The sequence below is a fragment of the Shewanella sp. M-Br genome (assembly GCF_036245925.1).
Classification (GTDB): Bacteria; Pseudomonadota; Gammaproteobacteria; order Enterobacterales; family Shewanellaceae; genus Shewanella; species Shewanella oncorhynchi.
The window spans coordinates 1-19,401 of sequence record NZ_BJBV01000020.1 but is presented as its reverse complement, the minus strand read 5'-3'; the positions used below and the strand labels follow the sequence as shown (position 1 = coordinate 19,401).

Sequence of the window (19,401 nt, the reverse complement as noted above, 5' to 3'; positions counted from 1 at the left end):
CTGCCTAAAAACCTAATTGCTCAATGATCTGATTTGCGACGATCTTTGCGCTTTGATCATCGGTTTTGACAATCACATCGGCAATTTCTTCGTACAATGGATTACGGATCTCTGCAAGATTCTCCAACACTTCTCGAGGATCATCCACTTGCAATAATGGGCGTCGCTTGTCTCTTTGAGTACGAGCGACCTGTTTGTCGATAGTGGTTTCCAGGTAAACCACAATGCCACGAGCAGACAGATGATTACGGATATCTTTGCTTTGTACTGAACCACCACCGGTGGCAAGGACGATACCTTGTTTCTCAGACAAATCAGCAATAACCTGAGCTTCACGACGACGGAAGCCTTCTTCACCTTCGACGTCAAACACCCAAGCAATATCAGCGCCTGTGCGTTGTTCAATCTCTTGATCCGAATCGTGGAATTCTAAATGCAGCATTTGCGCCAGATGGCGACCAATTGTGCTTTTACCTGCGCCCATAGGGCCTACCAGAAAAATATTACGTTTTTCAGCCATTTCTTGTACGTCTGAATCTTATTGAAAAGTATGCCTATATCGACTCAACATCAAGCCGACCTATATGTTACCTTGCTCTTATGAGACTTGACCGAGGATTATCTCAGCTTAGGGTCTACTATGGCAAGCCATGTGCGCTATTTATGCAAAGAATTGTATTCCAGTAATAATAAAGCCAGCAATCACTGCTGGCTTTAGTCGATACATAGCAAGTGCTTAGATCTTCTCACCGACTATTTTGGGGGTTACGAAAATAAGTAGCTCTTGACGCTCATTTTTGTCTGTTGTGTTCCTAAACAGGAAACCGACTAAGGGAATGTCACCGAGAATAGGGACTTTACTCACCCGGCTGATCAAGTTTTGCTGATAAATACCACCAAGGACTATGGTTTCACCGTTATCAACTAGCACTTGAGTGCCAATACGTTGGGTATCGATGGCGACAGCGGGACCCGTTGGTGTGTCAACCGTCTTGCCCTGAGAGTCTTGGGTGATTTCCAAATCTAAAATAACGCGGTTATCTGGTGTAATTTGTGGTGTAACTCGCAAGGACAACACGGCTTTCTTAAAAGTGACCGAGGTTGCGCCGCTTGAAGTCGACTGCACATAAGGTATCTCCACACCCTGCTCAATATAAGCCGCCTTTTGGTTAGAGGTAGTAATACGAGGGCTGGCGATAATTTCACCTTTATTTTCTTGCTCTAACGCACTCAATTCCAAATCAAGAATAGTACCATCTGCCAACTTAGCAACGTGGAATGCGATACTTGTTGGATTGGTCACTGCCGCAGGCAAATTAACGTTCAAACGTTGGTCAGGAGTTGGAATGATGCCGTTGGCAATACTCTGAGCACCTTCTAATGTACCTGAGGTTCCCTTACTGCCCTGCTGATCCGTTACGCCCCAACGTATGCCTAAGTCTTCAGAGACATCATCTTTGACCGTTACCATACGTGACTCGATCAGCACTTGGCGAATAGGGATATCGAGTACTTCGACTAAACGATGGATGTTCTCAATCGTTTCTGCCGTATCTTTCACAAGTACAGTGTTGGTACGTTCATCGACCGCGACTGAGCCGCGTGGCGAGAGTAAACTAGAATCTGCGCTTTTAAGCAGCTCAGCAATATCGATCGCTTTGGCATAGTTAATTTGCAAGTACTCAGAATACAAAGGTGCTAACTCTTTAACTTCTTGCCTATTTTTGAGATTTTGGCTTTCACGAATAGCCAACTCTTCGCTCGGTGCCACCATTAAGATGTTGCCTTCGATACGTTTATCTAGGCCTTTGGTTTGTAGAATCAAATCTAATGCTTGGTCCCAGGGCACATCATCCAATCTCAAGGTGATGTTGCCCTCAACAGTATCACTCGTGACTAAGTTAAAATTGTTATAGTCAGCAATGATCTGCAAAACAGTACGTACAGGGATATTTTGAAAGTTAAGCGACAAAGTACGGCCATTGTATTTTTTAACATCTTTCTTGGCGGCAACTCTCTCAACTTTATTCATCGAGAGTCTAAAGAGATTATCCTCTTGCTTGTAACTGAACTCATATTCCCCTGCAATATCAACTAAAATGCGCGTTGTTAAATCTTCTTTAAATGTCTCGAAGCTTTTTACTGGTGTTGAAAAATCTTTCACATCCATAACATAAAGCAGATCACTATTAATATCAGTGTTATATAACTTAACTTCGAGTTTAGCTCCCACTTGCTCAACGTTAACGGCAACCGAGCGGTTATTCAAATAGACTAATAACTCACCGCCACCATTTTCATTACGACGAAAATCGATATTTTTAATGCTGTTAACGAAGGGGTTTTCTGCCTGAGTCTGAGCGCCCGCAACCTCATCATTAATAGTGAGTCGATATGAGTTGCCCATGACTGAACCTTGGTAAGGTTTCACTTTGGACATACCTAAGGTGACTTTAAGACGAGTATCTTGCTGCTCAGTCATCATGTCAGTTACACCGACTTGATTAATGGGTAAGCGATCCTTAGATAAACCAGAAATACTATTATCAAAGGTTAATACGAGCTCTGCAGGCGAGGCATTAGAGTCAATAACTGGCGGAGTGACCGCTTCTTCAAATACCAACTCTAGCTCTAACTGGTGGTCAACCAAGGCATGGTATTTAACATCCATTAATCGGTTTGCAGCATAACTCGATGGCAAAATTCCAAATACCAATGCGATCCCAATAACAGACTTGATTAAGCCTGAAGAAATTAACGGGACTTTTATCGCGGCAGAAGATTTCATTATTCCCTCATCCTTCGCTCGTTATTCTCCAGAAAGTTCTAAATTGCTCGTCCTTTCGGACCAACAGCCTGAACCATCTGGAATTAATTCTACTACTTCGACATTTTGTGAAGTAACTTTAGAAATGCGTCCATTAAACAGACCTAAATACTCACCAACGCCCATCCGATAAACACTGCCGTCATTTGTTTCAACTAACGCCCAAGTTGTATCGGCTTCACTTAAGGTGCCACGCATTTTTAAATTATCTAAAGGATAAGTTTCTAATCGTCCTTTTCGACGCTTTAAGTCCGGTTGTAAACAATCTTTGCTGGTATCAACAACTTCTTCCGTTAACTCACGCGAAGGTGGTACAAAAGGGCTACGCATTAACTCGGCTTGATAGGCAAAGTGCTCAAATCTTGGCGGCTCTTTCAAGGGCGGGATATGAGCAACATGTTGCGCTTTGGTTGTAGTAACAAATAGCTCTAAATCACTACGATCGCCAACACAACCCATTAAAAAAAGACTCAAGGCTAACAAAGGTAAGAATTTCATTATTTCTTCCCCTTATTAGCAGGTTTTTCAGGCGGTAATTCAGCCCCTTCTTTAAAGCGGTATGTCTTGGCTAAGATATCCATTGCTAAGTTGCCGGCTTCATCTCGCTTAATGGTGAAATCATGGAGGCTAACGATACGCGGCAGCTTAGCGACACCACTCACCATACTACCTAGCTGATGGTAATCTCCCGTCACAGACATTTTAATTGGAAACTCAATATAGAAATCCCGCTGAATTTCGGCCTCCCAATTCAAACTATTAATTTTGAGTCCTGCATCCGTAGCCACAAAAGTTAAATCGTCTAGCAAACCTGGCATTTCATTTTCAGATGGCAGCATCTTCAGTAACTCTGCAAACTGTACTTCCATCGTCGCTAGCTGATCTCGGTAGAGTTTTAAATTTGCCGCAAGTTGATACTTATTCTTGAAATCATCTCTGAGCTGCACTTCTTTATCTTGCTCTGCGGTATAAATATCTACCGAATCGGAGACGACCAAGAAATATCCCGCAGCAAAAACACAAAGTGCTAAAAGGATCGCGAAAAAGGTTTTAACTTGATTTGGCCAACCACCAATATTTTCAAAGTCGATATCATTAAATTGACTTAGATCGAGTTTCATTTACTCGCTCCTTTTGTCATTTTCTCAGGCTCGTCTACACTCGCGCCTTTAATAGTGACTCTCAAACTAAAACGCTGTAATTGCCGTAACTCTTCATTTTGGGTCACGATCGACTGCATATTAGGATCGGTTAACCATTCGGAAGTTTTCACTTTTCGCATCATGTTGGCGACGTTATTGTTCGATTCACTACGCCCTTCAATCAGCAACAAACTGCCCTTTTTCTCTAGGCTAGACAGATATATTCCTGGAGGTACAATTCGAACAAGCTCATCTAACACGTGAGTAGGCAAATTACGGGATTGCTGTAGATTAAGAATAATTTCTGTACGCCGCTCAATGTCTTTCTTACGTTCTGTAATTTTCTTGATCTCAGAAATTTGTGTTTCAAGCAGACTGATTTCCGATTGCAAATAAGCGTTACGTGCTTTTTGCTCATCGGTCATAACATCTAATAAAGATACTGCGACATAGACTAAAATCGCCGACGCTAAAAATACTGCCGCTAAAATACCAATATAGTCGCGCTTTTGTTTTTCTCTCGCCTCTTCTCGCCAAGGGAGTAGGTTTATGTTCGCCATTGACCGTAACTCCTCAATGCTAAGCCACAAGCAACCATATATTTGCTGATTGTAGGTTGCAGCGCACTTTTAACCGACTCATCGGCATGCAAACAGCCTTGAAAAGGATCGGCGATAATAGTGTGAACACCCAATTCATTCGTCAGTAAATTAGCCATACCTTCTAATTTAGATGTTCCACCGCATAATACGAGGTAGTCGACTTTATCTTTACCGCTGGAAGTGCAATAAATCTGCAGCGTACGTTTTATTTGTTGTAATAGCTGAGTTTGAAAAGGTGACAAAACTTCAAACATATAATTTCGTGGTAAGTCGCCTTCAATCTTTGCTTTCTCAGCTTGATCATAAGACATGCCATAGAAGGATAATATTGACTGAGTAAATTGCTCACCACCGAAAGCTTGCTCACGAATAAAAGTCGTCTCACCCGATTCAACCACAGAGAAAGTCGTCATATTCGCGCCGATATCAACCATAGCGACGGCTTTATGTTTCGCTCCTTCTGGAAGCTGGGCCATAATTAGCTCGGCAGCTCTACCTAGAGCGTAACCTTCAACATCCACCACTTTAGCCTCAAGTTCCACGCTATCCAGCGCATCGACTCTGACATCAATATTGTCAGTGCGGCATGCGCTCAACAGCACATCAACTTTAGTAGGATCGGTACTGTTTACGTTTAGCGTTTCAAAATCTATGCTAACTTCATCGAGTGAATACGGAATAAGATTATCGGCTTCAATTTCTATCTGTGCCTCCATTTCTTCCTCACTAAGGGAGGCATCCATGTAGATCACTTTCGTCATCACAGCAGAACCCGAAACAGAAACAGCGGCATATTTAACGGATTTAGGCAGGCTACGTTTTATTTGCTTAAGGCATTCAACAACGGCATCAGCATCACGAATATCATGATCGTTAACGGCCCCCTTCTTAATGGGTACCGCGGCATGACTCAATATTTTGTATCCGTCAGCAGTCTTACTCAACAAAATGGCCTTAACTTCATGGGAACCGATATCGATTCCCACCATCTGCGGAGCCTGACGCTTCCATAAATTTGAAAGCATATCCATTGTCACTTTTTTATTTATATTTCAGTAAAAGAGATTAGCACAAAATCAACTTGTTATACTTACTTGTATCGAATGTTTCATCATTTTACAAATGCTATTTTGTGAGTCTCACGTTTTTACTTCACCAAGACGTGTGCGCCTTATATACTGTCGCACTTAACAGAACATTAGGATAAATTTTGGTGAAGTGGTTAAAACGTATTGTTATAGCACTATTCAGTCTAGCCCTTTTGGGCGTAGGCGCCATTGTGGCAGCATACTTTTATGTTTTGCCGGATTTACCGGATGTTTCAACACTAAAAAATGTGCAACTTCAAACACCTTTACGTATTTACAGTAGTGACGGCAAACTTATTTCTCAATTCGGTGAGAAACGTCGCATTCCACTAACGTTAGACGAAGTGCCAAAACCTCTGCTACAGGCGTTTATCGCAACCGAAGATGCCCGCTTTTATGAACATGGTGGTATAGACCCTGTTGGCGTGCTTCGCGCCGCATTAGTGATGTTGACCACTGGTGAGAAAAAGCAAGGTGCGAGTACGATTACCATGCAGGTCGCACGTAACTTCTTCTTAACCCGAGATAAGACTATTATTCGTAAAGTGAAGGAGATTTTTATCTCCTATCATATTGAAGAGTTACTCACCAAAGATGAAATTTTAGAGCTCTACGTAAACCGCATTTACTTAGGCCAACGGGCCTACGGTGTTGGGGCTGCTGCGCAAGTGTATTTCGGTAAAAACGTGCAGGAACTCAGCTTATCTGAACTGGCCGTTATTGCAGGCCTACCCAAGGCGCCCTCTACACTCAATCCAATCACGTCACCTTCGCGTGCATTAGCTCGCCGTAATGTCGTCCTCATGCGGATGAATGAAGTCGGCTACATCAGCCAAACCGAATACCAAGCAGCACTACAAGAGCCATTGGTTGCCAGATATCATGGCGCTGAAATTGATCTCTATGCCCCTTATATTTCTGAAATGGCTCGGGATTACATGGTACAGAAGTACGGTGAAGAAGAGGCCTATACCAATGGCTACAACGTCTATACGACTATCTCATCGGATCTACAACTTAAAGCTCAACAGGCACTGCGTAATAACGTCTATGCCTATGATGAACGCCATGGCTACCGAGGTCCTGCTGCCGTGTTGTGGACGGACGAAAAACCTGAACCTGCTCAAATCAAAACTGAACTAGCCAAGATTGCTTCAGTACAAGAATTGCAACCCGCCGCAGTCATCAGCATTGCAGATCAGCAAGCCAGCATAATGACCGCCAAAGGCGAAACTAAAGTCATTACTTGGGATGGATTAAAGTGGGCACGTAAATTTATTACTGATAAGCGTCAAGGCAGTGTACCGAAATCAGCTTCTGACATACTCAAGGTCGGCGAGCGTATTTGGATCCGTGATAACGGCCAATATTTGCAACTATCGCAAGTACCAGAAGTCGCCAGCGCAACAGTATCACTCGACCCCAAAAATGGTGCTATTCGCACTTTAGTTGGTGGTTATAGCTTTAGCCAAAGCCAATACAACCGAGTGACTCAAGCGAAGCGTCAATTAGGTTCGAATATAAAACCTTTCATCTATGCCGCAGCATTAGAGAAAGGCTTTACCTTAGCGACCCTCATAGACAATGCGCCAATTAATAAACCCGATATCAGCCAAGGCACAGCATGGCGCCCTAAAAACTCACCCGATATCTATGGCGGCCCCACTCGTTTACGTGTGGGTTTAGCGCAATCTATTAACGTTATGTCTGTGCGTGCAATGCGTCATGTCGGACTCGACGAAACCATTGCTCAACTCGTTGAATTTGGTTTTGATCCTAACGACTTACCTCGCAACGAATCGATTGCATTAGGTTCGTCTTCAGTCACGCCATTGCAAGTGGTTACTGCATTTAACGTATTTGCTAACGGCGGTTTCTTACTCGAACCTTTCTATATTGATCGCGTAGAAGATGCTTACGGCAATGTTATCGAAAAAGCGAACCCTACATTGGCCTGTAAGCCTAGCCAAAGTCTTAACCAACCAGTTACACCGAGCGATCCTGTGGCGTTCAGCGTAAGTGGAGACTCTGGTGCTGAGCCTAGTGCACCTGTTGCGCAGTGTTTCGATCAAACCGGTCGCTACGCTCCGCAAATTATTTCAGAGCAAACGGCATTCCTCATTACCGAAGCACTGAAGAGCGTGATCTGGGGCGGCGGCGATTGGAGTAAAGGCACAGGTTGGCAAGGTACGGCTTGGCGCGCAGCAAAATTGATTAAGCGCCATGATATTGCAGGTAAAACGGGTACCACAAACGAATCGCGCGACACTTGGTTCAGTGGTTTTAGCCCAGTCATCACTAGCACTTTCTGGGTCGGTTTCGACGATCACGGTCGCCAACTGGGCAGAACCGCATGGAATGCAAACGGCGAAAAAGATCAGATAACTGGCGCCGAAGCGGGTGCGAAAACAGCAGGTCCAGGCTGGAACGAGTTTATGAACAGTGTCTTACAAGGCACTCCTGAGACAACCTCGATTCCGCCAGAAGGCATAGTTTCGGTACGCATTGATTTAGCGACGGGTAAACTTACTCGAAAAACCGACTATACCAGTGCGTTCGAGTACTTTATTTCAGGTACAGAGCCGAAGGAATACATCAGCGAAACTCAGGATGAAAACAATTTATTCATCGATGCACCAACCGATGATTTATTCCAATAAACAAATGCTAAAAAGTCATTACCACTAATTGTGGCCCAATAAAAAACGCGACCTAATGTCGCGTTTTTTATTGGCTTGTATTGTGGATTTGAATAACTCGCTTAACGTGCTTTCTTAGCCGCAATCGCCTGCTGAATTTGTGGCAATGCAGTACCACCGAGCACGTCACGTTTCGCTAAACAAGCTTCAATAGTCAGGTTTGGATAGACATCATCTTCAATGATAGCGGCAAAAGTTTTTAATTCGGCCAAGGAGAAATCCTCAAGCGGAATTTGCTTCGCTATCGCAGCAACCACGACTTCACCCACAACATGGTGCGCCTCACGGAAAGGCATGCCTTTAGACACGAGATAATCCGCAAGCTCAGTAGAGTTTGCATAACCTTGCTGTGCCGCTAACAGCGCATTAGGGCGATTGACCTTCAAACCTGACAACACTAACGCCGCCATATCGAGGCAAATTGCCCAACTATCGACCACGTCAAACAGGCCTTCTTTATCTTCCTGCATATCTTTGTTGTACGCCAAAGGCAGCGCTTTCATCGTAGTGAGAATGCCCACTAAGCTGCCATACACCCGGCCAGTTTTGCCACGGATAAGCTCTAATGCGTCTGGATTTTTCTTCTGTGGCATCAGGGATGAACCCGAGGTCACTTCATCACTCAGGGAAATAAAGTTCGCTTCACCTGAGTTAAAGAAAATCAAATCTTCAGCCATACGGCTTAAGTGCATCATGCTGATCGATGCGGTTGAACAAAGCTCTACCACGTGATCTCTGTCTGATACGCTATCTAAGCTATTCAGCGTTGGCGAGGCAAAATTCAGCGCCGCGGCCAGAGCATGTCGATCTATTTTATAGGCTGTACCCGCCAGCGCACCTGAACCTAAAGGACAGGTATTCGCGCGGGTTAACGCATCGCTTAAACGGCTGATATCCCGCTCAGTCATTTCCACATACGCTAAACACCAGTGGCCAAATGTCACAGGTTGCGCGCGCTGCAAGTGAGTATAACCCGGCATTACCGCATCAAACTCACGTTCTGCCAACGCCAGTAATTCAGCATGTAAGCTGTGAAGGCGCGCGAGTAATGCTTTGCCTTCGGATTGACACCAAAGCTTTAAATCGGTGGCAACTTGATCGTTACGGCTACGACCAGTGTGCAATTTCTTACCGAGATCGCCCACTTTGGCAATCAAAGCCGACTCGACGAAACTGTGAATATCTTCGGCGCCCGAGGCAAGAATAATCGCCGGATCGCCCTGCACTTCCACCAGCAAGTCATTAAGCGCTTTTTTCAAGTCGCAGCATTCAGTTGCCGAGATAATTCCCACGCTGGCGATCGCATCCGCCCAAGCGATGGAGCCGACCACATCCTGTTCGAACAAGCGATAATCCACAGGCAACGAATCGTTGAATAATTTGAATAGCGCGCTCGTTTCGCCCTGAAATCTTCCACCCCATAAAGCCATGCTAACTCCCCTTACTCACTGCTTATTTGAAATCGACTCATCTGAATCAAAAACTAAATCAAAACCTAAAAACAAAAAAGGGCGCTAGGCGCCCTTTTAAACGACCTATTACTTAGACTTAACGTCATTAGCGTTGAGTGCGCGGATGCGGCTCGCTAATGAGTACAGGCGGATAAAGCCTTCTGCATGTTTTTGATCGTACACTTGATCTTCACCAAAGGTGGCAAACGCTTCAGAGTACAAGCTATTAGGTGAACGTTTCTTCACTGCCGTTGCTTGGCCTTTGTAGAGTTTAACCACGACTTCACCGTTAACTGATTCTGCCAATGACTCAGATGCTGCCAGCAGTGACTTACACAGTGGCGTGAACCAGCGGCCGTCATACACTAAATGCGCCATTTGTGCGGCAACTTGCTCACGCCAGTTACGGCTAGTTTTGTCGAGTACCAGCTCTTCAATCGCACGCAGTGCTGCGAACATCACAGTGCCGCCGGGAGTTTCGTAACAGCCACGAGACTTCATGCCCACTAAACGATTTTCAGTGATGTCGATACGACCCACACCGTGTGGCGCAGCAATCGCGTTCAATGTCATCAGCGCAGCATAAGGCGTTAGGGCTTCACCATTCACTTTAGTGATACGGCCATGTTCTACTTCTAGCGACACATATTCAGGCTTGTTCGGTGCATCTTCAGGATCGGCGGTCAGAGTCCACACACCTTTGCTTGGCTCGTTCCATGGATCTTCTAACTCACCACCTTCATGGGAAATATGGAAAGCATTGGCATCACGGCTATAGATTTTAGTCGCTGACGCTGACGTCTTAATGTCACGTTCAGCTAAATAGGCCAGTAGATCTTCACGGCTCTGCATGGTCCATTCACGCCATGGTGCAATCACTTTTAAATCAGGCGCTAATGCAGCGAAACAACCTTCGAAACGCACTTGATCGTTACCTTTACCGGTACAACCGTGGCACAGAGCATCGGCGCCCACTTTACGGGCCACTTCAACCTGTGCTTTGGCAATGATAGGACGCGCCATTGACGTACCGAGTAAATAAGTGCCTTCGTAAATCGCACCGCTCGCAATCGTTGGGTAGATATACTCTTTAACGAATTCTTCTTTCAGATCGACAATATGACACTCAGACGCACCCGAAGCTAAGGCTTTTTCAGTCAAGCCAACCAGCTCTTCTTCGCCTTGGCCGACGTCGGCGCAAAATGCGATGATTTCACAGTTATCGTAGTTTTCTTTTAACCAAGGAATAATGGCCGAGGTATCTAGACCACCTGAATAGGCTAAAACCACTTTTTTCACGCCAGTATTTTTTATCTCGATAGACATCTTAAATTCCTATGACTCGTTTCTCACCTAGGAGAAAACAGGCTGCTAAACAGGGTTAATTTAACTAAATAAGGTTACCAGTACCGCATTTTGGGCATGCATCCGATTTTCGGCTTGTTGCAGAATTAAGGAGCCTGCACCGTCCATCACTTCATCTGTTACTTCTACACCACGGTGGGCGGGCAAACAATGCATAAAGAAGTTAGCGCCCGCTTTCGCCATCAAGGCTTTGTTTACTTGGTATGGTGCAAACTTCGCTTTGATATCCGCCAGCGGTGTTGGATCGCCCATTGAAATCCAAGTATCGGTATAAATAGCGTCGTGACCTTCAATCGCATCGATATCTGAAGTCAGTACCAGCTTACCGCCATATCGCTTAGCAAGCTCTTGCACTTCTGCCACTACGTAGCCATCAGGAAAGTGACCCGCTGGGCAGATCACTGTCATGGTAGCACCGAGAATAGCCGCACAGTACATCAGCGAGTTAGTGACATTATTACCATCACCAACATAAGCTAATTTGGCTTTGCTGACATCCTTAAACTGCTCGGCCAGTGTTAAAAAGTCGGCTAATGCTTGGCAAGGATGATAAAGATCCGACAAGGCATTAATCACGGGCACTGTGCCGAACTCGGCTAATTGTTCAATGGTGGTGTGTGAATAGGTTCTCGCCACAATTGCGTCGGCCCAACATGACAGGTTAGAAGCAAAGTCAGCAACCGATTCCCGTTTTCCCAGTTCACCATTTTGCTGGTCTAGGTATAAACAGTGGCCACCGAGCTTATTAATACCGATATCAAAGCTAACGCGTGTTCTGAGTGAGGGCTTTTCAAATAACATCACCACACTCTTGCCATCCAGCGCATGACGATACTCAGCCGGATTGGCTTTGATCGTTTTTGCCAAGGCAATTAGATCCTGTAACTGCTGCTGGGTTAAGTCTTTTATCGATAGTAAATGCTTCATAACCTACTCCACTTATGGTTGGATTTGTGTTCCTACGGCTTCACCTTTTGCTAATGCGATTAATTGGCTTGCATCACGCCACGAGGCAACTTGTACCGCCTGCCCCATCCACTGTGCTACTTCGAGCGCAGCTTCAACTTTGACCTTCATTCCCTTTTCGATCACACCTTGCTTAACAAGGTCTGCTATCTGCTTGCCATTTAAACTATGGATGAGCTGGCCTTTACCATCGAGCACCCCAGAAACATCCGACAGTAGCACTAACTTGCCGCCCACTAATTTGGCTAATGCCGTCGCCGCTTGGTCTGCATTAACGTTAAGCATTTGGCCATCGTCCATCATGGCGATAGAGCTACAAATCGGCATCCAACCTTGGGCGAGGATAAACTTAAGATAAGTGCCATCGTTTGGTGTGACTTCGCCCACTAAGCCTAAACGCTCATCTTTAATCTTAGCCGAAACAGTATTGCCATCGGCGAGGCTCATGCCCACACTCACAATGCCAGCCTTAGTCGCTGCGCCTTGAAGGATTTTGTTCGAAGTGCCCGCCAATGCGCCGGCAATAATCGGCATTTGCTCGGGCGGAGTCACACGTAAACCTTCTAACTTGACGGTCTCCATACCATTAGCCGCTAACTGCTCATCCACCAGACAGCCACCGCCATGTACCATCAACACTTGCTGACCATTGGCTAACATAGCCGCAGCCGTATCCATTAACCGCGCCATCCCCATTTCACACTGCAGCAGCGCGCCACCAACTTTAAGAACTAATACTGAGTTGTTTGTAGACATCTTGACGACTCTCTTAAATAAGGATGAACAATTAAAGGTTAAAATGAATCTTTATGCATTGCAGCGCTTGGCTGGCAGCACCTTTCATCAAATTATCGATTGCACTGGCTACCACTAAGTAACCGCTATTCTCATCAAACTTCCAACCTAAGTGGCAGTTAGGTGTCAGCACCACATCGTCCACTTTAGGGAACTGATTATGCTTCACGGTGACCAATGGCGCCTGGTCATATACGCTATAGGCCGCTGCTACATCGGCAGTCGTAGTGCCTGGTTTTAGCTGCACGGTAATAGTCGCTAAAATGCCACGCTTAAAGTTGCCAAGATGCGGGGTAAATATCACTTCTTGACCAAGCTGAGTGGCGATCTCGGGTTGATGTCTGTGGCCTAATACGCCGTAGGGTGTCAGGCTAACTTCACAAAAACTGGTGTGTAACTGCGCTTTACGGCCCGCACCTGTTACGCCGCTCACCGCATTGATCACCGGATAAGCTGATGTCAGTAAACTCGCCAGCGGCTTTAAGGCAGTAAGTGATGCAGTTGGATAACAACCTGGTACCGCAATAATCTTAGTTGCCGCGATTTCTTTAGCGTTCCATTCGGCAAGGCCATAGACGGCTTTAGCTAAAACCTCTGGATATTCATGCTCAAAGCCATACCATTTAGGATATTGCGCCACATCGCTGAAACGATAAGCACCGCTTAAATCGAATACCGCTAAGCCTTGGCTATAAAACCAAGCCGCTAAATGCAGGCTCACCGAGTGCTCAGTCGCTAACACCACGGCATCCGCTTCGGCCACGATTTTTGCCTTAGCCTCATCGGACAATGGCGACAGCGTTAATGCGATATGGCTATAGCTAGGATACAAATCCGCTAAAGGCTTACCTTTATCTAAACTGTTTTCAGAAACATACAACCCCTGAATCGTCAGTTCTGCTGACGCATGGATTAAAGCGGTCAGTTGCGCGCCTGTGTAACCACTGGCACCAATAATGGCGATATTTTTCATGTTTTTTGTCTTATTAACCGAATCAAAGAAACTTAAAGAGTAGATGAATAGCTTACACGCAACCGCGCATATCTATGATGACAAGACTATCGTCGCAGGAAATCGTAATAGGTTGTTATTTTATTCACTGTCAGGCTAATACTGTGCATCATGATATTCACTCTACAGGTCACAGGTGGTGACTCATCTCAACTGATGGCTAGACTACCACAAAGATCTACTTATGCAATATATGTGAATATATATTTTTAATTTATTTTCATATTTTAAGCTCAAACTGGGATATCGAAGACACGCCTCCCATTCAGCTAACTCGTTAATAACTCAGTTATCCAGGGTCAATATGAGTCAAATCAGTCCTTTTCATTAACAGCTAAGATACATGTCTGCAAAGCATAAAATGATGCACTTCATATTCACTTGCACTAATCATCAAAAAATATTGCGTGACTTCGCATTTCTATTGAATATTCTTCATCAAATACCGTGATTGGTTGCATATCGGATAAGCCAGTCGTATAAGTTATAAGTTCTGCTGTTGACCATAGCCCCAAGTGATAGGTATTGTGCTAACGGGCTAAATGCACAGCGGAATTTTCATGTTTTTCTATTCGGAGTAACTATGTCAGTAACCATGGCAGACAATATGACAGATATGTATGCGTCATTAAGATCGAACGTGAGTATGTTAGGCCAAATCCTTGGCGATACTATGCGTACCCATCTTGGGGACTCTTTTCTTGAGAAGGTTGAACAGATCCGTAAGCTTGCCAAAGACTCACGCCGAGGCGATCAAGCCGCCAGAGAGCAAATGCTCGAGTTACTGACAGCTTTGCCAGACGAAGAATTAGTCCCTTTTGCAAAAGCTTTTAACCAATTTCTTAACTTAGCTAACTTATCTGAGCAATTTCATACTATCAGTCGTAATTGCGACGAACTTGTCTGCGTGCCAGACCCAGTGGAACAACTCCTAGGACGCATGCTCAATGGTCGTGTCGACCAAGCTAAAATGCTCGACTGTCTAAAAACACTGGATATCGATCTGGTGCTAACAGCGCACCCCACTGAAATTTCCCGTCGCACCCTGATCCAAAAATACGCCGCCATTGTCGACTGCTTAACAGAGCAAGAAAACGACCAACTGTCGGATAGAGAACGTCAACAGATCAATCTGCGCCTGCGTCAATTAATCGCGCAAATATGGCACACCAATGAGATCCGCCGCGAGCGCCCCACCCCAGTGGATGAAGCCCGCTGGGGATTATCCACCATTGAAGAGTCACTCTGGCATGCGGTGCCTGACTTCTTAAGACAACTTAACGATCGAGTGCAGCAACGCACAGGGCAGCAATTACCGATTGATATCGCGCCAGTGCGCTTTTCAAGCTGGATGGGCGGCGATCGCGATGGCAACCCGTTTGTTACCGCAAAAGTCACCCAAGAGGTGCTCGATCGTAACCGCCATGCCGCCGCCAGATTATTCTTAAAAGATATCGTGCTGCTGGTCGGTGAACTGTCGATGGAAGAAGCCAATGATGAGTTAAAGGCTTATACCAATAACAGCTGCGAACCTTACCGCCACGTGCTGCGATCTATTCGTCAAAGACTGCGTGACACCATAGATTATTTGAATGCTCGTATCGAAGGCCACAATCCTGAAGTCGATAAGTCGAGCCTGATTTGGCAAGAAAGCGATCTCAAAGCGCCGCTAGAAATGCTCTATAAGAGTTTAACCGACTGCGGTATGCGCTTAATTGCCAACGGTTTATTGCTCGACATTCTCCGCCGTCTCGCCTGCTTTGGCATTCATATGCTCAGGCTCGACATTCGCCAAGACGCCAGCCGTCACAGCGATGTGCTCGCCGAATTAACTCGCTATCTCGGCATGGGTGATTTCAACCATTGGGATGAAACCGAGAAACAAGCTTTCCTATTACGCGAACTCAGCAACCGTCGTCCACTGATCCCAAGTAACTGGCAGCCGTCAACCGATGTGGCCGAAGTGCTCAATACCTGTCGTTTAATTGCTAAACATCCGGCTAAAGCACTTGGATCCTATGTGATTTCGATGGCGGGTAAACCATCGGATGTCTTAACGGTTTTACTGTTACTCAAAGAAACGGGCTGTTCGCACCCAATGCGCGTGGTGCCGCTGTTTGAAACCCTAAGCGACTTAAACAACGCCGCAGCATGTATTACCGATTTACTCGATATCGACTGGTATCGTGGTTACACCAAGGGTATGCAAGAAGTGATGATTGGCTACTCTGACTCTGCTAAAGATGCCGGCGTAATGGCGGCGGCTTGGGCTCAGTATCACGCTCAAGAGCAGTTAGTGGCCGTCTGTAAACAAGCGGGCGTCAAGCTCACATTATTCCATGGCCGTGGCGGCAGCATTGGTCGCGGGGGCGGTCCAGCACACAAAGCGATTCTATCCCAACCTCCTGGGTCGGTAGATGGCCGTATTCGTGTCACTGAGCAGGGCGAAATGATCCGCTTCAAGTTTGGCTTGCCAAAACTCGCGGTTCAAAGCTTAGCCTTGTACACCTCTGCCGTATTGGAAGCAACCCTACTACCACCGCCAGAGCCTAAACAAGAATGGCGCAATTGCATGCAACGTATCGCTGAAGAATCAGTGGGTGCATACCGTGGCATAGTGCGTGATGAACCTGATTTTGTGGCTTATTTCCGCGCGGCAACGCCAGAAGTGGAATTAGGAAAACTGCCACTCGGCAGCCGCCCAGCTAAACGTCGTGTCGATGGCGGGATTGAAAGCCTACGGGCAATTCCGTGGATTTTTGCTTGGTCGCAAAACCGCTTGATGTTACCTGCATGGCTTGGCGCCGGTGAAGCACTTCAAGCCGCCTGTGAACGCGGTGAAATGGGCTTACTGCAAGAGATGGAACGGGAATGGCCTTTCTTCAGCACTCGCATTTCAATGCTGGAAATGGTCTACGCCAAGGCGGAACCTAATTTAGCCCGCTACTACGAAACCTGTTTAGTACCTAAGGAATTGCATCACTTAGGCGAAACCTTGCGCCAACGCTTAGATCTGGGTATTAAAGTCGTGCTTGAACTGACAAAATCAGATAGCTTAATGGCGCATACGCCGTGGAATCGCGAATCAGTTAAACTGCGAAATCCGTATATCGATCCATTAAACTTCTTACAAACCGAGCTATTAGCGCGGACACGTAAGGAAACAACCGAAACTCCTGCGTCTGAACATGTGCAATTAGCGCTAATGCTGACTATTGCAGGTGTGGCCGCGGGTATGAGAAACACTGGTTAATGAAAAAACTTTCCCGCACGATTTGCTTGGGACTGACTGTACTGCTTGGCGGCTGCGTCTCGCAGTACAGTATCAGCGAGCACGAAATGGAGCAGTACCTCAGTAAAGAGATCCATTTTGAGATTAAACAAGGTAATCAATTAGTTGGCGCAGAAGTGCGTATTAACGACATCAGTGTCAAGCTAGGTGCAAAACCTGACACTATGAGCGTAAGTGCCGCAACTCAAGTATCAATTAAGAATCCGATCTTTCCATTGAGTGCCAAACTCACGACGACTTTCGAAGCCAAGCCTTGGTATGACAGCGCAACGCACAGTGTCTATCTGCGCCAGCTCGAATTAGTCAAAGTGGAATCAACGCCAAAGGATATTGAAAAGGCGATTAGCAGTGCCACACCGCAGGTGATGAGTTATCTAAGGCAATTCTTAGAAAACCAGCCTGTGTATGTACTAGATACCAAGGACAGTAACCAAGCACTGATGGCAAAAATGACCGAAAGCATTCAAGTTGCCCCAGGCAAATTAGTGCTTAAGTTCACTAAATAATCTGCCATTTTTGTATCTCTGTAGAAGTTAAAATGCTCCCTCGGGAGCATTTTTGTTGACGGGCATAAACTGGCATATATCCGTATAAGAGTTACTTGCTGAATCGCCCAATCGACTGATAATCGACGATCACAGCTTCAGCTAAAAGCTCACGTCTTAGCATATCGTAAGCCACAGCAGCACTTAAACTGCGTACCAGATCCCGTGAACGTCTCGGTAGTTTAATCATCTGACTATAAATACCGCCGCGAGTTGCTAAAGCGATCGCCACAGTGCCCACAGGTTTCTCATCTGTGCCACCATCGGGCCCCGCAATTCCACTGGTTGCCAGCGCATAATCACTGTCTAAAATTTGCCTTGCCCCCTTAGCCATTTCTTCCACTGTCGCAATAGAGACTGCACCATGATCATCTAAGGTTGAAGGATTAACACCTAACACGCGCACTTTAGATTCATTACTGTAAGTCACTAATCCGTGCTGTAAGTAAGATGAACTGCCTGGGAAATCAACTAACTGGCTGGTGATCATGCCGCCAGTGCAAGACTCGGCAACGCTTAAGGTCAAGCCTGAGTTAAGCAGCTTATAATGAATTTCTTCGGCAAGGGTGGCTTTATCTTCCGCCACAACCGCAGTACCCAGCACCATTTTAATGTGCCCAGCGACGCGAGGTAATACCGCAATCACCTTCTCGCCACGGGCGAAAATCTTAATCTCAATATGCGGCATAGAAGAGCGGTAACCAATAGTAATGCCTTCTGGCAGCTCTAGCGGTTCTAACTTATCTGCCAAAGCGGACTCACCTTGGCCTATGGTCAATAGTTTCTTTAAGGCGACCTTAGCATCAAGGTTAAACTCTTCGCGAATAAAGGGCACAAACTGCTCTGTAACCATGTGCTTCAGCTCAAAAGGCACACCAGGCGTAAAGAATAACCAAGCGCGGTTAAGCTTAACTCTAAAACCACAAGCGGTTCCCACGGGGTTATCAATCATCACAGCTGACGCTGGCAGCATAGCTTGCTTGAGATTACTTAAAGGCATTTCACGGTTATTACGGGTAAACCACTCCTCTAAACGCTCACGCCATTCCACATTCTCGACCAAAGGTTCCCCCTTTGCCTTCGCCATAGCTAAAGCAGACATATCATCACTTGTCGGTCCGAGACCACCATTAACGAGAATCACATCGGCATGTAAGCTACGCTCTTGGAAAACTGCAATCAAATCCTCGAGGCGATCGCCGACAGTCACTCGACGCTGGATCTCGACACCATGCTCCATCATAGTACTGGCAAACCAAGCGGCATTGGTATCTACAATCTGCCCCGCCAACACCTCTTCCCCAGTACAAATCATCTCTAACTTCATCTCAGATCCTTATCTACCCCAACAAATTAAAACATAAGGTAAGTAACCGCTTAACTAATAGCAATAGCTAGACGCGATCTAGAACTCAGATCGCTGTAGCAAAATCGGAGCATTGACAAAATAACCGTACAAATAACCGACAACTATTACTTATTATTGATGTCATGAAGAGTGAAAGAGAGTGTTAAGGAGAGAAAAAAGGAGGAAAACTGACTAATTGAATAGATACTAGGCTGGATTTAACAAATTACAGACGCAAAAAAGCCAGCTTATTCAGCTGGCTTCATTGT

The 19,401-nt window shown here is 45.7% G+C and carries 15 protein-coding genes; 3 read left to right on the top strand and 12 right to left on the bottom strand.

The window, feature by feature from the left end:
* Positions 1 to 4: 4 nt before the first annotated feature.
* The 6 genes from aroK to AAA952_RS16225 form a co-directional block, all read right to left on the bottom strand.
* Positions 5 to 520: a shikimate kinase AroK gene (gene aroK, locus AAA952_RS16250; protein ID WP_006083542.1), complete on the bottom strand. Its 516-nt coding sequence runs from the start codon at positions 518 to 520 to the stop codon at positions 5 to 7.
* A 216-nt stretch (positions 521 to 736) separates the two neighbouring features.
* On the bottom strand, positions 737 to 2,788 hold the full coding sequence (locus AAA952_RS16245) for a type IV pilus secretin PilQ (RefSeq protein ID WP_113941458.1): 2,052 nt from the start codon (positions 2,786 to 2,788) through the stop codon (positions 737 to 739).
* A gap of 21 nt (positions 2,789 to 2,809) precedes the next feature.
* On the bottom strand, positions 2,810 to 3,325 hold the full coding sequence (locus AAA952_RS16240; protein ID WP_105250537.1) for a pilus assembly protein PilP: 516 nt from the start codon (positions 3,323 to 3,325) through the stop codon (positions 2,810 to 2,812).
* Positions 3,325 to 3,948: a type 4a pilus biogenesis protein PilO gene (locus AAA952_RS16235; protein ID WP_105250538.1), complete on the bottom strand. Its 624-nt coding sequence runs from the start codon at positions 3,946 to 3,948 to the stop codon at positions 3,325 to 3,327. Before AAA952_RS16235 ends, AAA952_RS16240 begins: the two co-directional genes overlap by 1 nt.
* Positions 3,945 to 4,529, bottom strand: a complete 585-nt coding sequence (locus AAA952_RS16230) for a PilN domain-containing protein (RefSeq protein ID WP_105250539.1) — start codon at positions 4,527 to 4,529, stop codon at positions 3,945 to 3,947. The genes AAA952_RS16235 and AAA952_RS16230 overlap by 4 nt, the downstream gene beginning before the upstream one ends.
* Entirely contained in the window at positions 4,517 to 5,596 is a 1,080-nt protein-coding gene (locus AAA952_RS16225; protein ID WP_263140930.1) for a pilus assembly protein PilM, read from the bottom strand. Before AAA952_RS16225 ends, AAA952_RS16230 begins: the two co-directional genes overlap by 13 nt.
* A gap of 188 nt (positions 5,597 to 5,784) precedes the next feature.
* Between AAA952_RS16225 and AAA952_RS16220 the strand changes: the two genes are divergently transcribed.
* Positions 5,785 to 8,319: a penicillin-binding protein 1A gene (locus tag AAA952_RS16220; protein WP_338258526.1), complete on the top strand. Its 2,535-nt coding sequence runs from the start codon at positions 5,785 to 5,787 to the stop codon at positions 8,317 to 8,319.
* A gap of 101 nt (positions 8,320 to 8,420) precedes the next feature.
* Here the strand turns inward: AAA952_RS16220 and argH are convergent, their stop codons facing one another.
* The 5 genes from argH to argC form a co-directional block, all read right to left on the bottom strand.
* Positions 8,421 to 9,788, bottom strand: coding sequence for an argininosuccinate lyase (argH, locus tag AAA952_RS16215; RefSeq protein WP_338258523.1), 1,368 nt, complete (start codon positions 9,786 to 9,788; stop codon positions 8,421 to 8,423).
* 108 nt (positions 9,789 to 9,896) lie between these two features.
* A complete protein-coding gene (locus AAA952_RS16210; protein WP_006083550.1) occupies positions 9,897 to 11,135 on the bottom strand; it encodes an argininosuccinate synthase in 1,239 nt (412 codons plus the stop codon).
* A 60-nt stretch (positions 11,136 to 11,195) separates the two neighbouring features.
* Entirely contained in the window at positions 11,196 to 12,101 is a 906-nt protein-coding gene (locus AAA952_RS16205) for an ornithine carbamoyltransferase (RefSeq protein ID WP_338258519.1), read from the bottom strand.
* A 12-nt stretch (positions 12,102 to 12,113) separates the two neighbouring features.
* Entirely contained in the window at positions 12,114 to 12,896 is a 783-nt protein-coding gene (argB, locus tag AAA952_RS16200) for an acetylglutamate kinase (protein WP_106649098.1), read from the bottom strand.
* Between the two features lie 31 nt (positions 12,897 to 12,927).
* The gene (gene argC, locus AAA952_RS16195; RefSeq protein WP_338258515.1) at positions 12,928 to 13,908 is read right to left on the bottom strand and encodes an N-acetyl-gamma-glutamyl-phosphate reductase; all 981 of its coding nucleotides are present in this window, start codon (positions 13,906 to 13,908) and stop codon (positions 12,928 to 12,930) included.
* 622 nt (positions 13,909 to 14,530) lie between these two features.
* Between argC and ppc the strand changes: the two genes are divergently transcribed.
* Together ppc and AAA952_RS16185 are read left to right on the top strand one after the other, a co-directional pair.
* Positions 14,531 to 17,200 carry a phosphoenolpyruvate carboxylase gene (gene ppc, locus AAA952_RS16190; RefSeq protein ID WP_338258513.1) on the top strand — a complete coding sequence of 890 codons (2,670 nt, stop codon included), beginning with the start codon at positions 14,531 to 14,533 and terminating at the stop codon, positions 17,198 to 17,200.
* Positions 17,200 to 17,745 carry a DUF1439 domain-containing protein gene (locus AAA952_RS16185; protein WP_263196797.1) on the top strand — a complete coding sequence of 182 codons (546 nt, stop codon included), beginning with the start codon at positions 17,200 to 17,202 and terminating at the stop codon, positions 17,743 to 17,745. The genes ppc and AAA952_RS16185 overlap by 1 nt, the downstream gene beginning before the upstream one ends.
* A gap of 91 nt (positions 17,746 to 17,836) precedes the next feature.
* Here AAA952_RS16185 and AAA952_RS16180 read toward each other — a convergent pair whose 3' ends face one another.
* Positions 17,837 to 19,111 (bottom strand): CinA family nicotinamide mononucleotide deamidase-related protein, encoded by a 1,275-nt coding sequence (locus AAA952_RS16180; RefSeq protein WP_338258510.1) that lies wholly within the window; start codon positions 19,109 to 19,111, stop codon positions 17,837 to 17,839.
* Positions 19,112 to 19,401: the final 290 nt, after the last annotated feature.